The organism is Pseudarthrobacter sp. NPDC092419 (genome assembly GCF_044755045.1).
GTDB lineage: Bacteria > Actinomycetota > Actinomycetes > Actinomycetales > Micrococcaceae > Arthrobacter.
Genome location: NZ_JBIVQF010000001.1, coordinates 530,786 through 547,910 on the forward strand (window position 1 = coordinate 530,786; position 17,125 = coordinate 547,910).

At 66.8% G+C, this 17,125-nt stretch carries 13 protein-coding genes; 8 read left to right on the forward strand and 5 right to left on the reverse strand.

Features of this window, described 5'->3' with window-relative positions; genetic code table 11:
- Positions 1-22 precede the first annotated feature (22 nt).
- Genes lipA through glpD form a run of 5 tightly spaced genes read right to left on the reverse strand, consistent with a single transcriptional unit; the run spans position 23 to position 6,644 of the window.
- Positions 23-1,036: a lipoyl synthase gene (lipA, locus tag ACIQC0_RS02370; protein ID WP_400532411.1), complete on the reverse strand. Its 1,014-nt coding sequence runs from the start codon at positions 1,034-1,036 to the stop codon at positions 23-25.
- Positions 1,033-2,751 carry a glycerol-3-phosphate dehydrogenase/oxidase gene (locus ACIQC0_RS02375; protein WP_400532414.1) on the reverse strand — a complete coding sequence of 573 codons (1,719 nt, stop codon included), beginning with the start codon at positions 2,749-2,751 and terminating at the stop codon, positions 1,033-1,035. Before ACIQC0_RS02375 ends, lipA begins: the two co-directional genes overlap by 4 nt.
- Entirely contained in the window at positions 2,741-3,553 is an 813-nt protein-coding gene (locus tag ACIQC0_RS02380; protein WP_400532416.1) for a lipoyl protein ligase domain-containing protein, read from the reverse strand. Before ACIQC0_RS02380 ends, ACIQC0_RS02375 begins: the two co-directional genes overlap by 11 nt.
- The gene (locus tag ACIQC0_RS02385; RefSeq protein WP_400532418.1) at positions 3,499-5,010 is read right to left on the reverse strand and encodes an FGGY family carbohydrate kinase; all 1,512 of its coding nucleotides are present in this window, start codon (positions 5,008-5,010) and stop codon (positions 3,499-3,501) included. The genes ACIQC0_RS02380 and ACIQC0_RS02385 overlap by 55 nt, the downstream gene beginning before the upstream one ends.
- The gene (gene glpD / locus ACIQC0_RS02390) at positions 5,007-6,644 is read right to left on the reverse strand and encodes a glycerol-3-phosphate dehydrogenase (protein WP_400532420.1); all 1,638 of its coding nucleotides are present in this window, start codon (positions 6,642-6,644) and stop codon (positions 5,007-5,009) included. Before glpD ends, ACIQC0_RS02385 begins: the two co-directional genes overlap by 4 nt.
- A 132-nt stretch (positions 6,645-6,776) precedes the next feature.
- On the opposite strand from glpD, the gene ACIQC0_RS02395 reads away from it, so the two are divergent.
- From ACIQC0_RS02395 to pepD, 8 genes are all read left to right on the forward strand, one after another.
- Positions 6,777-7,811, forward strand: a complete 1,035-nt coding sequence (locus tag ACIQC0_RS02395) for a sugar-binding transcriptional regulator (protein ID WP_377215119.1) — start codon at positions 6,777-6,779, stop codon at positions 7,809-7,811.
- A gap of 144 nt (positions 7,812-7,955) precedes the next feature.
- Complete coding sequence (locus ACIQC0_RS02400) at positions 7,956-8,903, forward strand: 3-keto-5-aminohexanoate cleavage protein (protein ID WP_400532422.1); 948 nt, start codon at positions 7,956-7,958, stop codon at positions 8,901-8,903.
- 38 nt (positions 8,904-8,941) lie between these two features.
- The gene (locus tag ACIQC0_RS02405; RefSeq protein ID WP_400532424.1) at positions 8,942-10,186 is read left to right on the forward strand and encodes an epoxide hydrolase family protein; all 1,245 of its coding nucleotides are present in this window, start codon (positions 8,942-8,944) and stop codon (positions 10,184-10,186) included.
- A 189-nt stretch (positions 10,187-10,375) separates the two neighbouring features.
- Positions 10,376-11,500, forward strand: a complete 1,125-nt coding sequence (locus ACIQC0_RS02410; protein ID WP_377215116.1) for a sugar ABC transporter substrate-binding protein — start codon at positions 10,376-10,378, stop codon at positions 11,498-11,500.
- Between the two features lie 85 nt (positions 11,501-11,585).
- Positions 11,586-12,620 carry an ABC transporter permease gene (locus ACIQC0_RS02415; RefSeq protein WP_377215115.1) on the forward strand — a complete coding sequence of 345 codons (1,035 nt, stop codon included), beginning with the start codon at positions 11,586-11,588 and terminating at the stop codon, positions 12,618-12,620.
- Complete coding sequence (locus tag ACIQC0_RS02420) at positions 12,617-14,167, forward strand: sugar ABC transporter ATP-binding protein (protein WP_400532426.1); 1,551 nt, start codon at positions 12,617-12,619, stop codon at positions 14,165-14,167. The genes ACIQC0_RS02415 and ACIQC0_RS02420 overlap by 4 nt, the downstream gene beginning before the upstream one ends.
- 5 nt (positions 14,168-14,172) lie before the next feature.
- Positions 14,173-15,192 (forward strand): ABC transporter permease, encoded by a 1,020-nt coding sequence (locus ACIQC0_RS02425; RefSeq protein ID WP_377215113.1) that lies wholly within the window; start codon positions 14,173-14,175, stop codon positions 15,190-15,192.
- A gap of 79 nt (positions 15,193-15,271) precedes the next feature.
- A complete protein-coding gene (gene pepD / locus ACIQC0_RS02430) occupies positions 15,272-16,735 on the forward strand; it encodes a beta-Ala-His dipeptidase (protein WP_400532428.1) in 1,464 nt (487 codons plus the stop codon).
- The last annotated feature ends 390 nt before the right edge of the window (positions 16,736-17,125 follow it).

The window sequence follows — 17,125 nt, forward strand, 5'->3', positions numbered from 1 at the left end:
CAGGATAGTCGCGCCAAGGGTTCTAGCGGGCGAGGAGGCTGGCGGCTTCCTGGCGGGTGGTGCCGGAGTCCTGGATGCCTTCGGCGATGTGGGCGAGGTGTTCGGGGATTTCGCGTCCCTTTTTGCGCATGGCGGTGGCCCAGAGCCGTCCGGCCCGGTAGGAGGACCGGACCAGGGGCCCGGACATGACGCCGAGGAAACCGATCTCCTCGGCTTCGTGCTGCAGGTCCAGGAATTCCTGGGGCTTGACCCACCGGTCCACGGGCAGGTGCCGCTCGGACGGGCGCAGGTACTGGGTGATGGTGATCAGGTCACACCCGGCCGCGTGCAGGTCCCGCAGGGCCTCGCTGATTTCCTCGCGGGTTTCGCCCATGCCCAGGATCAGGTTGGACTTGGTGACCATGCCCAGGTTCCGGCCCTGGGTGATGACATCCAGGGACCGTTCGTACCGGAACGCGGGCCGGATCCGCTTGAAGATCCTGGGCACGGTCTCGACGTTGTGCGCGAACACCTCCGGGGCGGAGTCGCAGATCGCCGCGATGTGTTCCGGTTTCCCGGAGAAGTCCGGGATCAGCAGCTCCACCCCGGTACCGGGGTTCAGCTCATGGATCTTCCGGACCGTTTCGGCGTACAGCCACACACCCTCATCGGCGAGGTCATCCCGGGCCACCCCGGTCACGGTGGCGTAGCGCAGGTTCATCGACTGCACCGACCGGGCCACCTTGGTGGGTTCGAACATGTCCACCGGGGACGGCTTGCCGGTATCGATCTGGCAGAAATCACACCGCCGCGTGCACTCGGACCCGCCGATCAGGAACGTCGCTTCCCGGTCTTCCCAGCACTCGAAAATGTTCGGGCAGCCGGCCTCCTCACACACCGTGTGCAGGCCCTCTTTCTTGACCAGGTTCTTGAGCCCGACGAACTCCGGCCCCATCTGGACCTTCGCCTTGATCCACTCCGGCTTCCGCTCCACCGGGACAGCCGCGTTACGCTGCTCAACCCGCAGCATCTTCCGGCCCTCAGGTGCCAATGTCATGACAGCACCCCCGCGGCCGCAGCGCCCACGCCGTGGCGTTCGGCGAGCAGGGTCAGCGCCGCCTCCGCCTCCTGCCTTGCCTTGCCGGTGTCCCAGCCGAGGTACGGCGCCAACTGCGAAGCCACCTCGTAGGCGAGCTCCGCGGTGACCAGGCCACGGAAGGCCAGGCTCGTCCGGCGGATCAGGACGTCGGCCACGTGGGCCACCTGTTCGTGCGCCGCCATCCAGGCCAGCTCGCGGGTGCTCAGCTCAGCGGTGCTCCGCAAGGGCGCGTCGTCCCCCTCTGCCAGGAACGCCAGCACTTCGTCGGCCCGGGTGCCGTAGCGGCCCAGGAGCGTCCGGGCGCGGTCCGCACTGACCCCGGGGCCGGTGCGGGCAGCGACCCAGGCCTCGACGGCGGAACCATCCTGCGGGTAGGCCCGTCCGCCGCCGATGGGCAGGTTCCGGGTGTCCACCGAGCGGACCCGCCCGAGCAGGCCCAGGACCTCGTCGGCCACCTGCTCGGACAATGCCCGGAAGGTGGTCCACTTGCCGCCGACGATGCTCAACACAGGCCGGTCAGTTCCCGGCAGGAACGAGCGTTCGATGCGGTAGTCGCGGGAAACAAAGCCCGGGGCGGTATCGTCATGCCGCGGCAGGGGCCGGACCCCGGAGAACCTATAGACAATGTCCTCGCGCGAAACCGTCACAGCGGGAAAAACATGCTGGATCAGGTCAAAGAAGTACTGGATCTCAGCATCCGTGCAGACCGGCTCCAGATCCTCCCCCGCGTCGATGTCGGTGGTGCCTACCAGCAAGCGGTCGCCCATGGGGTAGATCAGCACAATCCGGCCGTCGCTATGCTCGAAGAAGATCTCGCGGCCGTCCGTGGCGGCCAGCAGGCCCGGGTGGTCCAGGACAATGTGCGAGCCTTTGGTCCCGCCCATAAAGCGCGACGGCGACCCCAGGGCGCCGTTCGTTGCGTCCACCCACGCGCCGGTCAGGTTGACGACGACGTCCGCGGCGAAGGTGAATTCCTCACCGGTGAGCTCATCACGCAGCCGCGCGCCGCCGTCGTGCGTTCCGACGAAGGAAAGGTAGTTGGCGGCGCGGGCGTGCGGCCCCGCCTCCAGGCCGTCCCGGAGGGCGTCCAGCGTCAGCCGCTCCGGATCATGTACCGAGGCGTCGAAATAGGTGGCCGTGTATTTAACGTCGGACCGCAGGGCGGGCAGCTCCGCCAGGGAACGCTTACGGCCCACGAACCGGTGGCGCGGCACGGTGCCGCCACGGCGCGAGAACGCGTCGTAGAGGCTCAGGCCCACCTTTATTAGGAGAGCCCCGCGTTCCCGCGGTTTGCCGGAGCGGTGCGTGATGAAGCGCAGCGGAGCGTTCAGCAGTCCGGAGAACGTCGAGAACACCGGGATGGTGGTCTGCAGCGGCTTCACGTAGTGCGGCGCGATGTTCAGGAGCCGGTTCCGCTCCACCACGGACTCGTGCACGAGGCGGAACTCACCGTTCTCGAGGTACCGGATGCCGCCGTGGATCATGTGGGACGAGGCTCCGGACGCCCCCTGGCAGAAGTCGCCCCGCTCCACGAGCGCCACCTCGACGCCCTGCAAGGCAAGGTCGCGGAAGGTGCCGACGCCGTTGATGCCGCCGCCGATGATGAGGACACGGGCGCGGGGGCGGTCCTGGAGGGCTTGGACAGTGGGGCGGGGGGAATGGTCAGTGGACACGGGTGGCTCCAGACAGGGCAAAAGGCGGTTGGGGGTCAAGGGGTTGCGCAGCCTGAAGGACGGGCATCAGGCGGTGGGCCAGGGCTTCGCGGACGTCGTCCACGGTGGTTCCCGGCACGGCATCGGCGACGCAGCCGACGGATTCGGGTCGGAAATCGAGGTCCAGCAGGGCGTACGCCTCTTCAAGGGCTGCCCGCGCGGGGCCGGCCTCCTCGACCATGACAACAGCGCTGAACAGGTAGCCGTGCCTGGTGAGGCGCTGCCCGGTCCCGGCCAGTTTGGCGCGCCCGGCATCGTTGACGCTGAACTCGCCGGTGCAGTATTCACCCGGTACCGCGCCGACGCGCGCGTCCGCGCCAAGGCCGCGGAGCGCCGCGGCGGTGTTCCGGCCGAAGGAGTCGAAGCGTTCCTTGATCGAAGAGCGCGGGTCCGCGTGCGGCGCCCACAGGTGGACCACCAGGTCGCCGGAACCATACAGCGCCAGGTGTCCCCCGACCGGCCTGATGATCGGTTCATACCCGCGCGCCGCCAGGAGGTCCCTGGCTGCCGGGTAGCCGGGGCGGAGGGAGTCCCGCCGGCTGAAGGCCGCCGTCGGACGCGGGCGGGAGAAGTTCAGCTCCCCGCCCGGGGCGGAAGGAAGCCCGCCGAGCCGCCCGGCGATGAACTCCATGTCGTCCGGCCCGGAACGCGGTTTCGGATCATGGACCAGCCGGAACGGGCCGGGGCCGAACGGCGGGTGCACGCCGTTCACACCGTTCCGGGACCCGGACTCCGCCCGGTCACGGTCCTCACGGCGTCGCACCAGCCGGCGTACAGTTCCTCGCGCCGGTCCGCCGGCATCGCCGGTTCGAAAACCTGGTCGATCTGCCAGCCGGTGGCCAGGTCGTCGCGGCTCCACAACCCGACACCCATGCCGGCAAGGTGCGCCACGCCCAGGGCGGTCCGCTCCAGCTCGGTGGGACGCAGCACAGGCACGCCGAGGATGTCCGCCTGGAACTGGCACAGCAGGTTGCTGCGCGCCGCCCCGCCGTCGACCTTAAGCTCCGGGACCGGATTCCCGCCAGCGACGAGTACGTCGATGTTGTCCCGCGTTTGGTACGCCATCGCTTCGATGCCCGCACGCACAATGTGCTCGGAGCTGCTCTCCAGCGTCAGCCCGACGATGCTCGCCTTGCTGTCCCGGGACCAGTGCGGGGCGCACAGTCCGGCGAAGGCCGGCACGATATACACGCCTCCGGTGTCCTGGACCCTGCGGCCCAGTTCCTCGAGGTCGGTGTCCTCGGAAAGGATCCCGAGGCGTTCCCGCATCCACTGCAGCGTCTGGCCGCAGTGGAACACGACGCCTTCGATCTCGTAGGCGGTTGCGCCGCTCTCGGTCCAGCCGACGCTGGCGGTGAGGCCGTCCAGGATGGCGGGCGCGGGGCCGCTGTTTGCCGTCAGGACGCCGGCCGTGCCGTAGGTGTTCTTGACCGACCCGGTCTCGAAACACGCCTGGCCGAACATCCCGGCCTGCTGGTCGCCCATGATGGCCATGATCGGGACGCTCTTCGTGCCCGGCAGTCCCACGTCGGCGGGGCGCATGTCGCCGAAGTGCGAATCGGACGGCAGCGCCGGCGGCAGCAGGCGGGCGGGGATGCCGCAGGCCTCGATGAGCTTCTCGTCCCAGTCCCGCGTTTCCAGGGAGAACAGGGCCGTCCGGGACGCTTCACTGTGGTCCGTAAAGTGCGAACGGCCCCCGGTCAGCTGCCACAGCAGCCATGTATCAACCGTGCCCGCTGCGAGCTCGCCGCGCTGGGCGCGCTCCCGGACGCCGGGCACGTTCTCCAGCACCCAGGCCAGCTTGGGTGCGCTGAAGAACGAATCATTGAAGAGGCCTGTCCGCTGCCGGAACTCCTGGTCCAGCCCGTCCGCCCTCCAGCGCTGGACGATCCCGTCCGTCTGCTTGGACATCCACATGATCGCGTTGTGGACCGGCTCACCGGTGCGGCGGTCCCACAGCAGGCAGGACTCGCGGTGGGTGGTGATTCCGACGGCGGCAAGGTCGTCCGTCGTGGCACCCACCTTGGCCATCACAGCCTGCATGCTGTTCCGCTGGGCCTCCCACAGCGCCTTGGGATCGAGCTCCACCCAGCGCGGCTTGGGGAAAAGGGGGATGACGGGATGGCGGGCTTCGGCCACGATCTGCCCGTCGAGGGACACCAGCACCGCGCGGGCGCTGGTGGATCCTTCGTCCAAAGCCAGGACGTAGCGCGCGGTCATGACGCGGAGCCCTCCGCTGCTGCCCGGTCCTGGGCAGCATGGGCGGGAACAGCCAGGCGTTCCAGCCATTCGCGGTAGTCCCGGATTTCGGCGGCCTGACGCTCACTGTCCCAGCCGCGCTCGCCGCCCATGACGGCGGCAGCCCGCTCCACGACGTCGAGCCCGTGGCCCGGTTCGAAGGCCAGGAGCATCCGGCGTGCCAGGACATCGGCCAGCGTCTGGGCGAACTCGTGCCGGACCGCCAGGAGGATTTCCGCCTCAAGGGCGCCGGTTGCGGGGTCGAGGACGGGGTAGCCGGCCCCGGCGGTGTCCGCCTCGGAGATGACGTCAAGGGCCCTGGTTCCATAGAGGGCCAGCAGCCGTTCAACCGTGCGTTCCTCCAGGCCTTCCCGGCCGAGGGCAGTCCGCGCAGCGGTGAAGTCGCCGGCTGCGCCGGGGAGCGGGAGGCTGGCGGTCACGCACTTGGGGCTCTTGCGCCCCAGTCGTTTGAACACGTCGTCCACTGCGTCCTGGGCAAGCTGGCGGTAGGTGGTCAGTTTCCCGCCCACCACGGTGACGAGGCCGGGCAGGTCCGGGGCGTGGTCGTGCAGGACATGGCTGCGGGGAATCTCCCACTCCTCCACGTCCGGTGCGTACGGCAGCGGGCGCACTCCGGAGTAGGTGAAGAGAACGTCTGCGGGCGTGAGGTGGGCGCCGGGGATGAGTTCGTTGACCTCGCCCAGCAGGTAGTCCATTTCGTCGGCGTCGCAGCGGGCTTCGCCGGGATCCCGGTCGAAGCGCAGGTCGGTGGTACCAATGAGGTAGCGGCCCATCCACGGGATCACGAGGACCAGGCGGCCGTCGGTCTTGGACTCGTAGTAGACGACGTCGTCCGGAGCCCCGGGGAAAGGGTCAACGATGAGGTGGCTGCCCTTGGTTCCGCCGTTCAGCCGTGGCTGTTCCGGCGCGCCCCGGCGGAAGATCCGGTCGATCCATGGTCCCGCCACGTTAAGGATGACGGGTGCGCGGACCTCATGCATTTCGTCGGTCAGGGTATTCCGGTAGCGCACCCCGACAACCCGGCCGCCTTCGAGGATGGGCTCTTCGACCCGCGACTTGGTGCGGATGACGGCACCGGCGCCTGCAGCGGCGAGCGCCACCTCGGTGCAGAGCCGCTCCGCGTATTCAACCTGGCCGTCGGTGAAGACAACTGCGCCGCGGAGGCCGTCCGGGGAGATGCCGGGGAAACGGCGGAGGATCGCCTCCCGGTTCAGGACCTCGTGCCCCTGGGTCTTCTTGTCAAAGGACAGGGCATCGTAGAGCAACATGCCGATCCGGATCAGCCAGGCGGGACGGCGGCTGTGCGAGCTCAGTGGCATGATGAGACGCAGCGGCTTGACCAGGTGCGGAGCCAGCCGGAAAAGAAGTTCACGTTCGCGCAGCGATTCACGGACCAGGGCGAAGTCACGGTGTTCGAGATACCGCAGCCCGCCATGGACCAGCCGTCCCGACCATGCGGAGACGCCGCTGCAAATGTCATCCTGTTCAAGCAAGACAACCCGCAGCCCCCGAAGGGCGGCATCCCGGGCGATTCCCAGGCCGTTGATTCCGGCCCCCACGACGACGACGTCGAACGGAGTGCTGAACTCCTCCATAGCGCTTCCCTTTCCTGCCCCACAAGCGATAGAATAATTATTTATGGGCTGCATTTCCATTTATAAGTGTCATGTGCCCCGAATCACGTGTCAAGGGGGCCCTAAGATGGGCGGAGCAACAAAAGGAGTGCAATGAACGACGTCGACGCGCAGCGACTGATGATCAAGGTGGCGCGCCTTTACCATACCCACGAGATGCGCCAGACCGACATTGCGAAACGGCTGCAGATTTCGCAGTCCCGGGTGTCGCGACTGCTGGCCCAGGCGGAGGAAGCCGCGATCGTGCGGACCGTGGTGGCGGTCCCCCCACACGTCCACGCTGAGCTGGAAGAGCGTGTGGAGGCGCTGTACGGACTGAGCGAGGTCCACATCATCGACGCCGTCAGCGACAACGAGGAAGAGCTGGGCAAGGACCTGGCGCACACCATGGCCTCACTCCTGCAGGACGTGGCCTTCGAAGTCCGCACCATTGCCCTGACTTCATGGAGCAAGACCATGCGGACCATGATCAACGTCATGCTGCCCATGCGAACCCGGTGCAAGCACGTCATCGAAACTCTCGGCGACCTTGGCCCGCCCTCCCTCCAGCACGACACCGCCCGGTCCACCCAGCAGTTCGCCGCCCTCACCGGGGCCCAGCCTGTCTTCCTCCGGACGCCCGGCGTCGCCGCGAGCAAGGAGATGAAGGACCTCCTGCTGAGCCGCGACCCGCATGCGCAGGAGGCGCTGCAGATGCTCGACTCGGTGGACCTGGCACTGGTGGGCATCGGCGCCGACGAAGTCGATCCGGACCTGCGCCCGGGCGACAACTTCTTCACGGACGAGCAGTTCGCCCACGTGCGCGGACTGGGCGCCGTCGGGGAGGTCTGCCTGCACTTCCTGGACGCCGACGGGAACCCCATCGACTCGGAACTCGAAGACCTGGTGGTTGGCATCACCCGCGAACAGCTCCGCAACGCAAAACACCGCTGGGCGGTAGCCGGCGGCGCCCGCAAGCACCGCGCCATCAGGGCGGCAGCGGCCGGCGGCTGGGTGGACACGCTCGTTACGGACGCCGCCACGGCCCGCTTCCTGGTGGACACTGCGCCCGAGGACCGCAAGGCAGCCGCCGAGCCGAAGCCGGCGCGGACCACCTCCCGGCGCCGCACGGCCGCATCCAAGGCCTGAACCGCCCCCGCACCGCGGCGACCTATTGACAACAGTGTGACGCACGTCCCATGATCGATGGCATATTCATTTCAAGTGCGCATAACGATTCACAGCCGGCAGGTTGCCGCTGGATCGACGCCACGCCATCTGCCAGGAGGTACTGTGACCACCGCCCTCGACAAGTATGCCGACATGAAGCCGAACTGGGACTACCCGGTGGTGATCGAGTCCCACATCAACGGCATCCGCACCAAGGAGATGAACCCCAATACCCCCATCTCCTACGAGGAAATCGCCGAAGACGCCATCCGGTGCTGGGAAGCGGGCGCCGGCGCGATCCACGCCCACAACACCAGCTTCGACCTGCTCGGCGAGAACGCCTACAAGGACTACATGCGGACGTGGGACCGGGTCTTGGAAAAACACCCGGACATCACCTGGTACCCCACCACCTGCAACAACCTCCGCCTGCTGCCCCATGAAAACGGACTCGAGCACGTACCGCACCTGTACGAGGGCGGCAACGTACGCATCGGCTGCGTCGACACCGGCCTGACCCTCTTCGCGGTCGAGGAGGACGAGGAAGGATACCTCTCCGGGCCGGAATTCGGATTCAACTACCAGCGCGTGGCCAGCCAGGTGAAGATGTTCCGGGAGCGGGACCTCGCCATGGTGTTCGGCGTGTACGAGCCGGGCCACCTGCGCCACGCCATGCACTACGTCAACCGGGGCCTGTCCACCAAGGGCTCCATGTGGGACTTCTACCTCATCGGCGACTACGGGCTCACCGCCATGGAGCCGATCGGCACCAACGGCATGAAGCCCAGCCTGGAAAGCCTCTACTACTACCTCTCCATGATCGAAGAGGCGAAGGTCAAGCACCCCTGGTACATCTCCATCTGGGGCCAGGGCGCCCTCGACGACACCGGCATCCTCCGCAGGGCGATCGAGCTCGGCGGCCACATCAAGACGGGCCTCGAGCTCTTCTACGACCCCGCCCGCAACCCCACCAACCTGGAACTGCTGCAGCAGGCCCAGGAAATCGCGCGCGAGGTCGGCCGGCCCATCGCCACGCATGAAGAAGCCCGGGCCCTCTACAACATCACCTGAGCACGTCAATTCCAACCACCTATTTCCGAGGAGGCGCAATGGCTGCGCACAACGAAGGCGGGGTAACCCCCTTCACCATCTCGATCCCCGATGAGGACCTCAAGGACATGAACGAGCGGCTCCGCCGCACGCGATACCCTGTGGACTTCGCCAACGACGACTGGCGGTACGGCTACAACACCGACTACCACAAACAGCTCGTCGACTACTGGATCAACGAATACGACTGGCGCGACGTCGAGCAGCGCATGAACGAGCTGCCGCACTTCAAGACCGAACTGATGGGCGTCCCGCTCCACTTCATCCACGTCAAGGGCAAGGGGCCGAACCCCATGCCCCTGCTCATCCACCACGGCTGGCCCTGGACCTTCTGGGACCTGCGCAAGGTGATCGGACCCCTCTCCGACCCGGCGAGCCATGGCGGGGACCCGGCCGACTCCTTCGACGTGGTCCTGATCTCGCTGCCGGGGTACGGTTTCTCCTCGCCGCTGACCGAGCCGGGCTGGAACTGGTGGCGGACGGCCGACCTGGAGAACGCCCTCATGAAGGACGTCCTGGGCTACGAAAAGTACGCCACCGCAGGCGGCGACTGGGGTGCCCTGATCGCCCAGCAGCACGGCCACAAATATGAGGACGACGTCTACGGCGTCTACACGCACTTCCCGGCACAGATGAGCCACTACCTCGCCGACCACCCGGACGCGCCTCCGGGCGTGAAGTACGACCCCTTCCTGGGGCTTCCGGACGAAAGCGAATACAACGACGCCGACGAGAAGGGCTGGTTCGAACGCGGCAAGCTCTTTGTCCAGAAGGAGAGCGGGTACGGCGAGATCCAACTGACCAAACCGCAGACGCTGGCCGCCCTCGTGGCGGACTCCCCTGCCGCCCAGCTGGCGTGGATCACCGAAAAGCGCTACTTCTGGGGCCTGGAGGAACGCGGCCAGGGCACCGAAGCGTTCGAACGGGTATGGCCCAAGGAAGACCTGGTCACCACCGCTGCGGTGTACTTCCTGACCAACACGGGCGGCACGTCCTCGCGCTACTACTGGGAATGCAGGGGCAACCCCTGGAAGCCCTCGCACGACCGCTTCCCCGTGGTGGGTGCGCCGACCGCCGTCGGAATCTATCCGGGTGAAATCTATAAGCCGCCCATGAGCTGGACCGAGAAGTACTTCAACCTCCAGCAGTACCGCGTGCATGACGACGGCGGGCACTTCGCTCCGCTTGAGGTGCCGGAGACGTATGTGGACGACGTCCGGACGTTCTTCAGGACACTCCGATAGGTCTGCGTGACCGCTGTGGGGAGGCTGCCATGCAGCCTCCCCACAGTTATTTAAGCCACCTCCAGAGCGAGTGTGCCGCGACCTCTTGACAGGCGCCTGTGAGGTATCGCACACTCATAAGCATGCAAATGCAGTAGCTGAATATTTATTAATCACTACTTCGGGTCGTCTCTCACAAAGGAGTCTTTGATGCACCTCAGGAAAACCATCACCCGCCGCGTAGCGGCGTTTGGGCTGGTGGCCGGCCTGCTGGCCACCACCGCCTGCTCTTCCACCACGGCCACCAGCCAGCAGCCGATCGACAAGAAGGACATCGTCCTGGTCGCGTCCGTCATCAACACCACCAACCCCTACATGGCGTCCATGATCGAAGGCGCCAAGGCCCTGTCGAAGAAGCTGGACGTGCCGCTCGAAATCGTCGACTCCGAGGGCAGCTCGCAGACCGAGATCTCGAAGATCCAGGCCATCCTTGCCCAGGGCAAGAAGGTGGCGCTGATGGTCAACACCGTCGCAAGCTCGGACGCTCCGCCCATCGTCAACGCCGTCAAGGCCGCCGGCGGTTACGCAACGGTCTGGTGGAACAAGCCGGACAACTTCGAACCCTGGGACCAGGGCGACAACTTCGTTGCCTTCCAGAAGCACTCCGGCGTTGAGAGCGGCCAGTGCACCGCCAAGGCACTCGCCGACAGCATCGGCGGCAAGGGCAACATCGTGGCCCTCGCAGGCGTGCTGGACAGCACCACCAGCCAGACCCGCGTCGCCGGCCTGAAGGATGCACTCAAGGCCTACCCCGACGTAAAGCTCCTGGACACCCGCCCCGCCAACTGGGACCCGCAGCTCGGCCTCAAGGAGACCCAGAACCTCCTGGCCAAGTACGGCGACAAGGTTGACGGCATCTGGGCCGCCGACGACGGCATGATCATCGGCGCCGTCCAGGCCGTGAAGGACGCGGGCCGCATCAACGACGTCAAGTTCGCCTCCGACGGCCTGTACCCGCCGGTGGTCGACATGATGAAGGAAAACATGGGCAACGGCGCCATCGCCGGCGAGACCTTCCACCGCGGATTCATGGCAGCGGCCATCGGCCTCTACACCTCCTACCTCGCCGCCACCGGTGAGATCAAGCCCTCGGAACTGCCCAAGGAAAAGCGCAACAGCCTCTTCAAGCTGAGCTGCGTCACCCCGGAAAACTACGCCGAATTCACCAAGTTCGACGGTGACATCGACGGCTGGATGGACGACCTCATCGAAAAGGGCCCCTGGGAGACCGACCCCGTGCCGCTGGTTTCGGGTGGCCCGGAGAAGTTGCCCTAACGGATCACAGACGCTGGGCGGCTCCGGATAATGCGCACGCGCACCCGGAGCCGCCCCTCGGCAGCAACCACGACAGGTGAAAGTAATGACAGACAAGGACACCGGGACCGGCCTCCTCGAGGCGGCACCCGCCCCAGCACAGCCACCCCACAGGCAGGGTCGCCGGTTCAATGCAAAGAACCTCGGCGAAGTGCTTGCACTCGTGGGGCTGATCGCCGTTTTCGCGGCGCTCAACCCCGGGACGTTCCTGACGCCGGAGAACCTGCGGACCATCCTGGACCACGCGTCCCTTCCGCTGATCATCGGCGTCGGCGCCACCCTGGTCATCCTGACCGGTTCGATCGACCTCTCGGTAGAGGGCGTCATGGGGGCCGCCGGCATGACCTTCGTCCTCATGACGGCCAACAGCCGCGGCAGCGCAGACTTTGGCCCGTGGGCCATTGTCGCCGCACTGGCTGTGGGCGTGGGCCTCGGGCTCCTGAGCGGCCTGGTGCACACCCGCCTCAAGGTGCCCTCGTTCATCGTCACGCTGGGCGTCTGGTTCGTGGGCCTCGGAATCGCCACGGTGCTCTTCGGTGACGAATCCATCCCCTTCCTTCCCGACGGCGGCATCAAGGGCTGGCCGTCCACGCTCACCTTCGGCCTGCCGAACTCCTTCCTCCTCGCAGCGGCGTTCGTCCTGGCAGGCATGTTCGTGGCCCGCTTCACCAGGCTGGGCCGCTTTGCCTACGCCATCGGCGACAGCGAGGAAATCTCCAAGGGCAACGGCATCCCCGTGCTCAGGTACAAGCTCTACGTGTTCGTTGTGGCCGGCGCCTGCAGCGCGGCCGCCGGGGTGCTGGCAGCCCTCAAGCTCGGCGCCGGCTCGGCGACGGTGGGCGTGGGAACGCTCTTCCTGACCATCGCGGCCGTGGTGATCGGCGGCACCTCCCTTGGAGGCGGCAAGGGAGGCATCCTCCGCACCGCGATCGGCGTACTCATGCTGACCGTCCTCAACAACGGGCTCATCCTCAGCGGGGTCAGCCCGAACATCCAATCCGCGGTCTCCGGAACCGTCCTGATCGCGGCCGTCCTCGTGGCCACCTGGCCGCACCGCAGCAGACTGAGGATCGTAAAATGACCAACGCTTCCCTGGCCCCCCGAACCGGAGTTGAAACCCCGGCACTTCGGCTGACCAACATCTCGAAATCCTTCGGTTCGACCCACGCGGTCAAGAATGTCTCGCTCGAGGTGCCGCGCCACGAAGTGGTCGGACTAATCGGCGAAAACGGCGCCGGCAAGTCCACGCTCCTGAAGATCCTGACCGGCCTCTACCAGCCGGATTCGGGAACCATAGAAACCGACGGCCGTCCCGTGAAGTTCCGCCGGCCGCAGGACGCGGTGGCCGCAGGCATCGGCGTGGTGCACCAGGAGCAGTCGCTGCTGTCCAACCTGTCTGTCGCGGAGAACATCGCGATGAACGCCCTCTCCTCCAAGGATGCCGCCACCCGCTACGGGTTCTACCGCTGGAAGCGGCTGAACCAGGAGGCAGCCACCATCCTCGCCCGCGTCGGGTCCACCATCGACCCGCGCACCCAGGTCAGCGACCTGTCGTTCGTGGACCGCCAGATGGTCGAAATTGCCCGCGCCCTGCGAGTGGACGAGGCCATCCACGCGGCCCCCCTGGTAATTCTGGACGAGCCCACCTCCGTGCTGGAGCGCAACGAAACCGCGATCCTCGAACGCGAGATCCGGTCACTGCGCGAAATCGGCTCCGTGCTGTTCGTCTCCCACCGGCTGGACGAAGTGCTGCGGATCTGCGACCGCGTCGTGGTGATGCGCCACGGCGAAGTGGTGGCGGATGTACGGCGCGAGGACGTCACCGAGGACGAACTCTTCCGCCTCATGATCGGCCAGGAATCACGCGCACGGGTCCGCAAGGGCGGCAGCGCCGCGGGCGCCGTGGCAGCGGTCGAAGCCAAGGGCCTGGGCCGGACGGGGCAGTTCAAGGACGTCTCCTTCGCCGTCCCCGCCGGACGGTCCCTTGCGATCGTCGGTGCCATGGGCTCCGGACGCGAATCCGTCTGCCGCGCCCTCTTCGGAGCAGAGGCCTTCGACGCCGGCACCCTCGAAGTTGGCGGCCGGCCCGTGCAGAACTGGTCGATGCGCCGCGCAGTCCGGAACGGACTCGCCTACATTCCCTCCGAGCGCAAGGTTGAAGGCATGGTGGGCGGCCTGAGCGCTGCCGAGAACCTCGCCCTGGTGCACCCGCGCGAGGCCGCCAAGGGCCCCCTCCTGCGCCGCAAGGCGCGGATGCAGGCCGCGGAGGAATGGTTCGAGAAACTCGACGTCCGCCCCCGAGACCCGCGCCTGCCGCTGGGACGCTTCTCCGGCGGCAACCAGCAAAAAGTGGTCATGGCCAAGTGGCTTCGCGCCGAGGAACTGAGCGTCCTGATCCTTGACCACCCGCTGCGCGGCCTCGATCCGGGAGCCTCGCAGACGGTGAACGACCAGATCCGCGCCGCCCAGGACGACGGCGCAGCGGTCATCCTGCTGCCGGACACCCTCGAGGAAGCCCTCGAGATGGCGGACGAGATCATCGTGATGCGCGACGGCGAAATCACCGCGCGCTTCGACCTCTCCGTCGACAGCCCCACTTCACTCGACCTGCTGGAAAAGATGGTGTGACTCCCATGTCAAAGAAAGCTCTCCTCGAGCAGCCGGCCGCACTGCCGGCCACCGCCGACGGCAAGGCGGCGCCCGCGCGGCGCAGGCCACGGAACCTGTGGTTCACTTTTGGCCCGTTCGCGGTGTTCCTCGCCCTCTTCGCCCTCGTCGCCGTCCTCCGGCCGGCGTTCCTCACCGGCGGCGGCATGGCGATCCTCGCCGTCCAGGCGGCAACGATCCTCCTGGTGGCGCTGGGGCAGGCCATGGTGCTCCACGTCGGCTCGATCGACCTGTCCAACGCAGCGATCGTGATCTTCGCAGCGATCGTCCTCGCCCAGACTCTTGGCCCCCTGGGTGCGCTTGCCCCGGTAGTCACGCTCGCCGTCGTCACCCTCATCGGAGCCGCCAACGGCTTCCTGGTGGCGTTTGGCCAGATCCCCTCCTTCGCGCTCACGCTCGGCACGCTCGGCATCCTGCAGGCAGCTTCGCTGGTGATCAGCAACGCGACCACCGTCTACGCCACCGCGAACGGCCAGCTGCTCGCTCCCCTGTTCGGCACAGCCCTTGCCGGCCTGCCCATGGCATTCTGGGTGGGCGTGGTCTTGGCAGTAGGGCTCTGGGCGTTCCTCCGCTTCACCCGGGCCGGCGAAGGCATGACCGCCGTGGGCCTCAATGAAACGGGCGCCCTGTTCTCGGGCTTGCGGACCCGCTGGTTCAAGGTAGTGGCCTTCGCCCTCTCCGGCCTGCTGGCCGGCGTCGCCGGGGTCCTCGTGATTGCACAGGCCGGCGCGGCGTCGTCCTTCGGCCTCGGAAGCGACCTCCTGCTGCCGGGCATCGCCGCCGCCATCGTCGGCGGAACCGCTATCACCGGCGGCATCACCAACCCGATCAACATCGTCTTCGGCGCCCTGACCGTGGCGCTCGTGCCGATCGGCGCGGCCGCCGTGGGCGTAACCCCCCAGGCGCAAAGCCTGGTCTATGGCCTGGTCATTATCGCCGCGGTGGCGCTTACCATGGGCCGGGGCCACAACGAAGTGGTCAAATAACACTGACCAACAGCCTCTAAAACAACTCCGTCCGCCGCAACGCCGCGGGGACGTCCCTACCCTTTCCGAAAGGCACCCCATGTCAGTCCTGAAATCCCTCCAGCCGCAAGAGGTGTTCTCATTCTTCGAAACCCTCGCCGGCATCCCCCGCGGCTCCGGCAACGAAAAGGAGGTCGCCGACTGGGTGGTCAACTTCGCCCGGGACCGCGGGCTGGAAGCCACCCAAGACGACCTGCACTGCGTCCTGGTCAAGAAGTCGGGCCAGCACGGACTGGAAGACGCTCCGCCGCTCATCCTCCACGGCCACCTGGACATGGTGTGCGAGAAGGAGGACGGCGTGGTACACGACTTCGAGCAGGACCCGATCGAGCTCCTCATCGACGGTGATTTCGTCACCGCCAACGGCACCTCACTGGGCGCCGACAACGGCATCGGTGTCTCCTACATCCTGGCCCTCCTCGATTCCAAGGACATTCCGCACCCTCCCCTCGAGGCCGTCCTGACCGCGATGGAGGAAAAGGGAAAGGTGGGAGCCGCCAGTTTCGACACGTCTAGGCTGACCGGCAAGCGGATGATCGACTTCAACTGGATCACCGACAAAGAAATCCTCGCCGGCTGCAGCGGTGACATCACGTTCACAGTGGACATCCCGGCCGAGTGGGAGCCGGCCCCGGCCACGCACCCGGAGGCCGTGCTGCTCAAGGTCCGGGGCCTGTCCGGCGGGCACTGCGAATTCGACATCCACCTCGAGCGCGCCAACGCCGTCCTGGTCCTGGCCCGCGCGCTCAACGCCCTGCTCTCGCAGTACGACGTGAAGATCTCGGATCCGCACGGCGGCGCCCAGAACAACGCCATCCCCATGGATGCACAGGCCATCCTGCTGGTGCGCCCCGAAGATGCCGAGGGCGTGCGCTCCGTCATCTCCGAGCTTGAGGCAGCGCTGCAGAACGAATACAGGTTGGCAGACCCGGACCTGCGCCTCGAGCTGGAGCCGGCGGAATCGCCGGAGCGGGTCTTTTCCTCTGCGGCTGCGGCGCGCTTCGCCCGCCTGACGGCGCTCGTACCCAACGGTGTCCTCAGCTGGAGCCTGACCGTTCCTGGCATCGTGGAAAGCTCGAACAACCTCGGTACCGTGCGGACCACTCCCGACGGCGCCCGGCTGATGTCCACGATCACAGCGGCAGTAACCTCACGCAAGCACGAGATCCTGGACCGCGTCCGCGCCCTTGCCGCCCTGGCGGGCGGAGGCGTCCGGGTGGAGGAATACGGGCTGGACGCGGCCGAATTCCCGTACCGGCCCGATTCACCGCTGCTGAAGACGGCGCGGGAAGCGTTCAGCGACGTCATGGGCCACGACGCCGACGTCCACGTCTCCCAGTGCAGCCTGGAACTTGGCATGTTCAGCGAGAAGATTCCCGGCCTGGACATCATCTCCATCGGCACCGAGCTGCACGATCTGCACTCCCCCAAGGAAACCGTCAACCACACCTCGGTGACCCGGGTATGGCCCCTCGTCAAAGAGGTCGTCTCCCGGCTGAAGTAAGCGTAGAAGGTAAGCGCGCACGGCGCGTGGCTGCAAGGGCCTGACCCCGGTATTGAACCGGGGTCAGGCCCTTGAGCTTTGTGGAGATCTTTGCCAGGAACCCCTGACCGCAAGGCGCATCAAGACAACGGACCGCCGCGGGGGAAGTGAGAGAGCGTTGGCTCAGAACCCGCCTTAGGTGAGAGAGCGTTGGCCCAAAACCCGCATTAGGTGAGAGAGCGTCCCGGGGTGGAAGAGCCGGATCACCCGTGCCGGCCCCCCTTCCGCCGCCGTCCTGTCTTGCTGTGTGGTCCCGCTTGCTGGCGTCCCGGCTCCGACGCCGTTTGGTCCAGCCGCACACACAAGAGGGAGGCCCGGGCAACCTTTCGGTTGTCCGGGCCTCCCTCGCCG

Bases quoted from the DNA above. Each gene is read 5' to 3' on its own strand.
- lipA (WP_400532411.1), bottom strand. From the start codon at position 1,036: ATGACATTGGCACCTGAGGGCCGGAAGATGCTGCGGGTTGAGCAGCGT.
- ACIQC0_RS02385 (WP_400532418.1), bottom strand. From the start codon at position 5,010: ATGACCGCGCGCTACGTCCTGGCTTTGGACGAAGGATCCACCAGCGCC.
- glpD (WP_400532420.1), bottom strand. From the start codon at position 6,644: ATGGAGGAGTTCAGCACTCCGTTCGACGTCGTCGTCGTGGGGGCCGGA.
- ACIQC0_RS02395 (WP_377215119.1), top strand. From the start codon at position 6,777: ATGAACGACGTCGACGCGCAGCGACTGATGATCAAGGTGGCGCGCCTT.
- ACIQC0_RS02405 (WP_400532424.1), top strand. From the start codon at position 8,942: ATGGCTGCGCACAACGAAGGCGGGGTAACCCCCTTCACCATCTCGATC.
- ACIQC0_RS02410 (WP_377215116.1), top strand. From the start codon at position 10,376: ATGCACCTCAGGAAAACCATCACCCGCCGCGTAGCGGCGTTTGGGCTG.
- ACIQC0_RS02415 (WP_377215115.1), top strand. From the start codon at position 11,586: ATGACAGACAAGGACACCGGGACCGGCCTCCTCGAGGCGGCACCCGCC.
- ACIQC0_RS02420 (WP_400532426.1), top strand. From the start codon at position 12,617: ATGACCAACGCTTCCCTGGCCCCCCGAACCGGAGTTGAAACCCCGGCA.
- ACIQC0_RS02425 (WP_377215113.1), top strand. From the start codon at position 14,173: ATGTCAAAGAAAGCTCTCCTCGAGCAGCCGGCCGCACTGCCGGCCACC.
- pepD (WP_400532428.1), top strand. From the start codon at position 15,272: ATGTCAGTCCTGAAATCCCTCCAGCCGCAAGAGGTGTTCTCATTCTTC.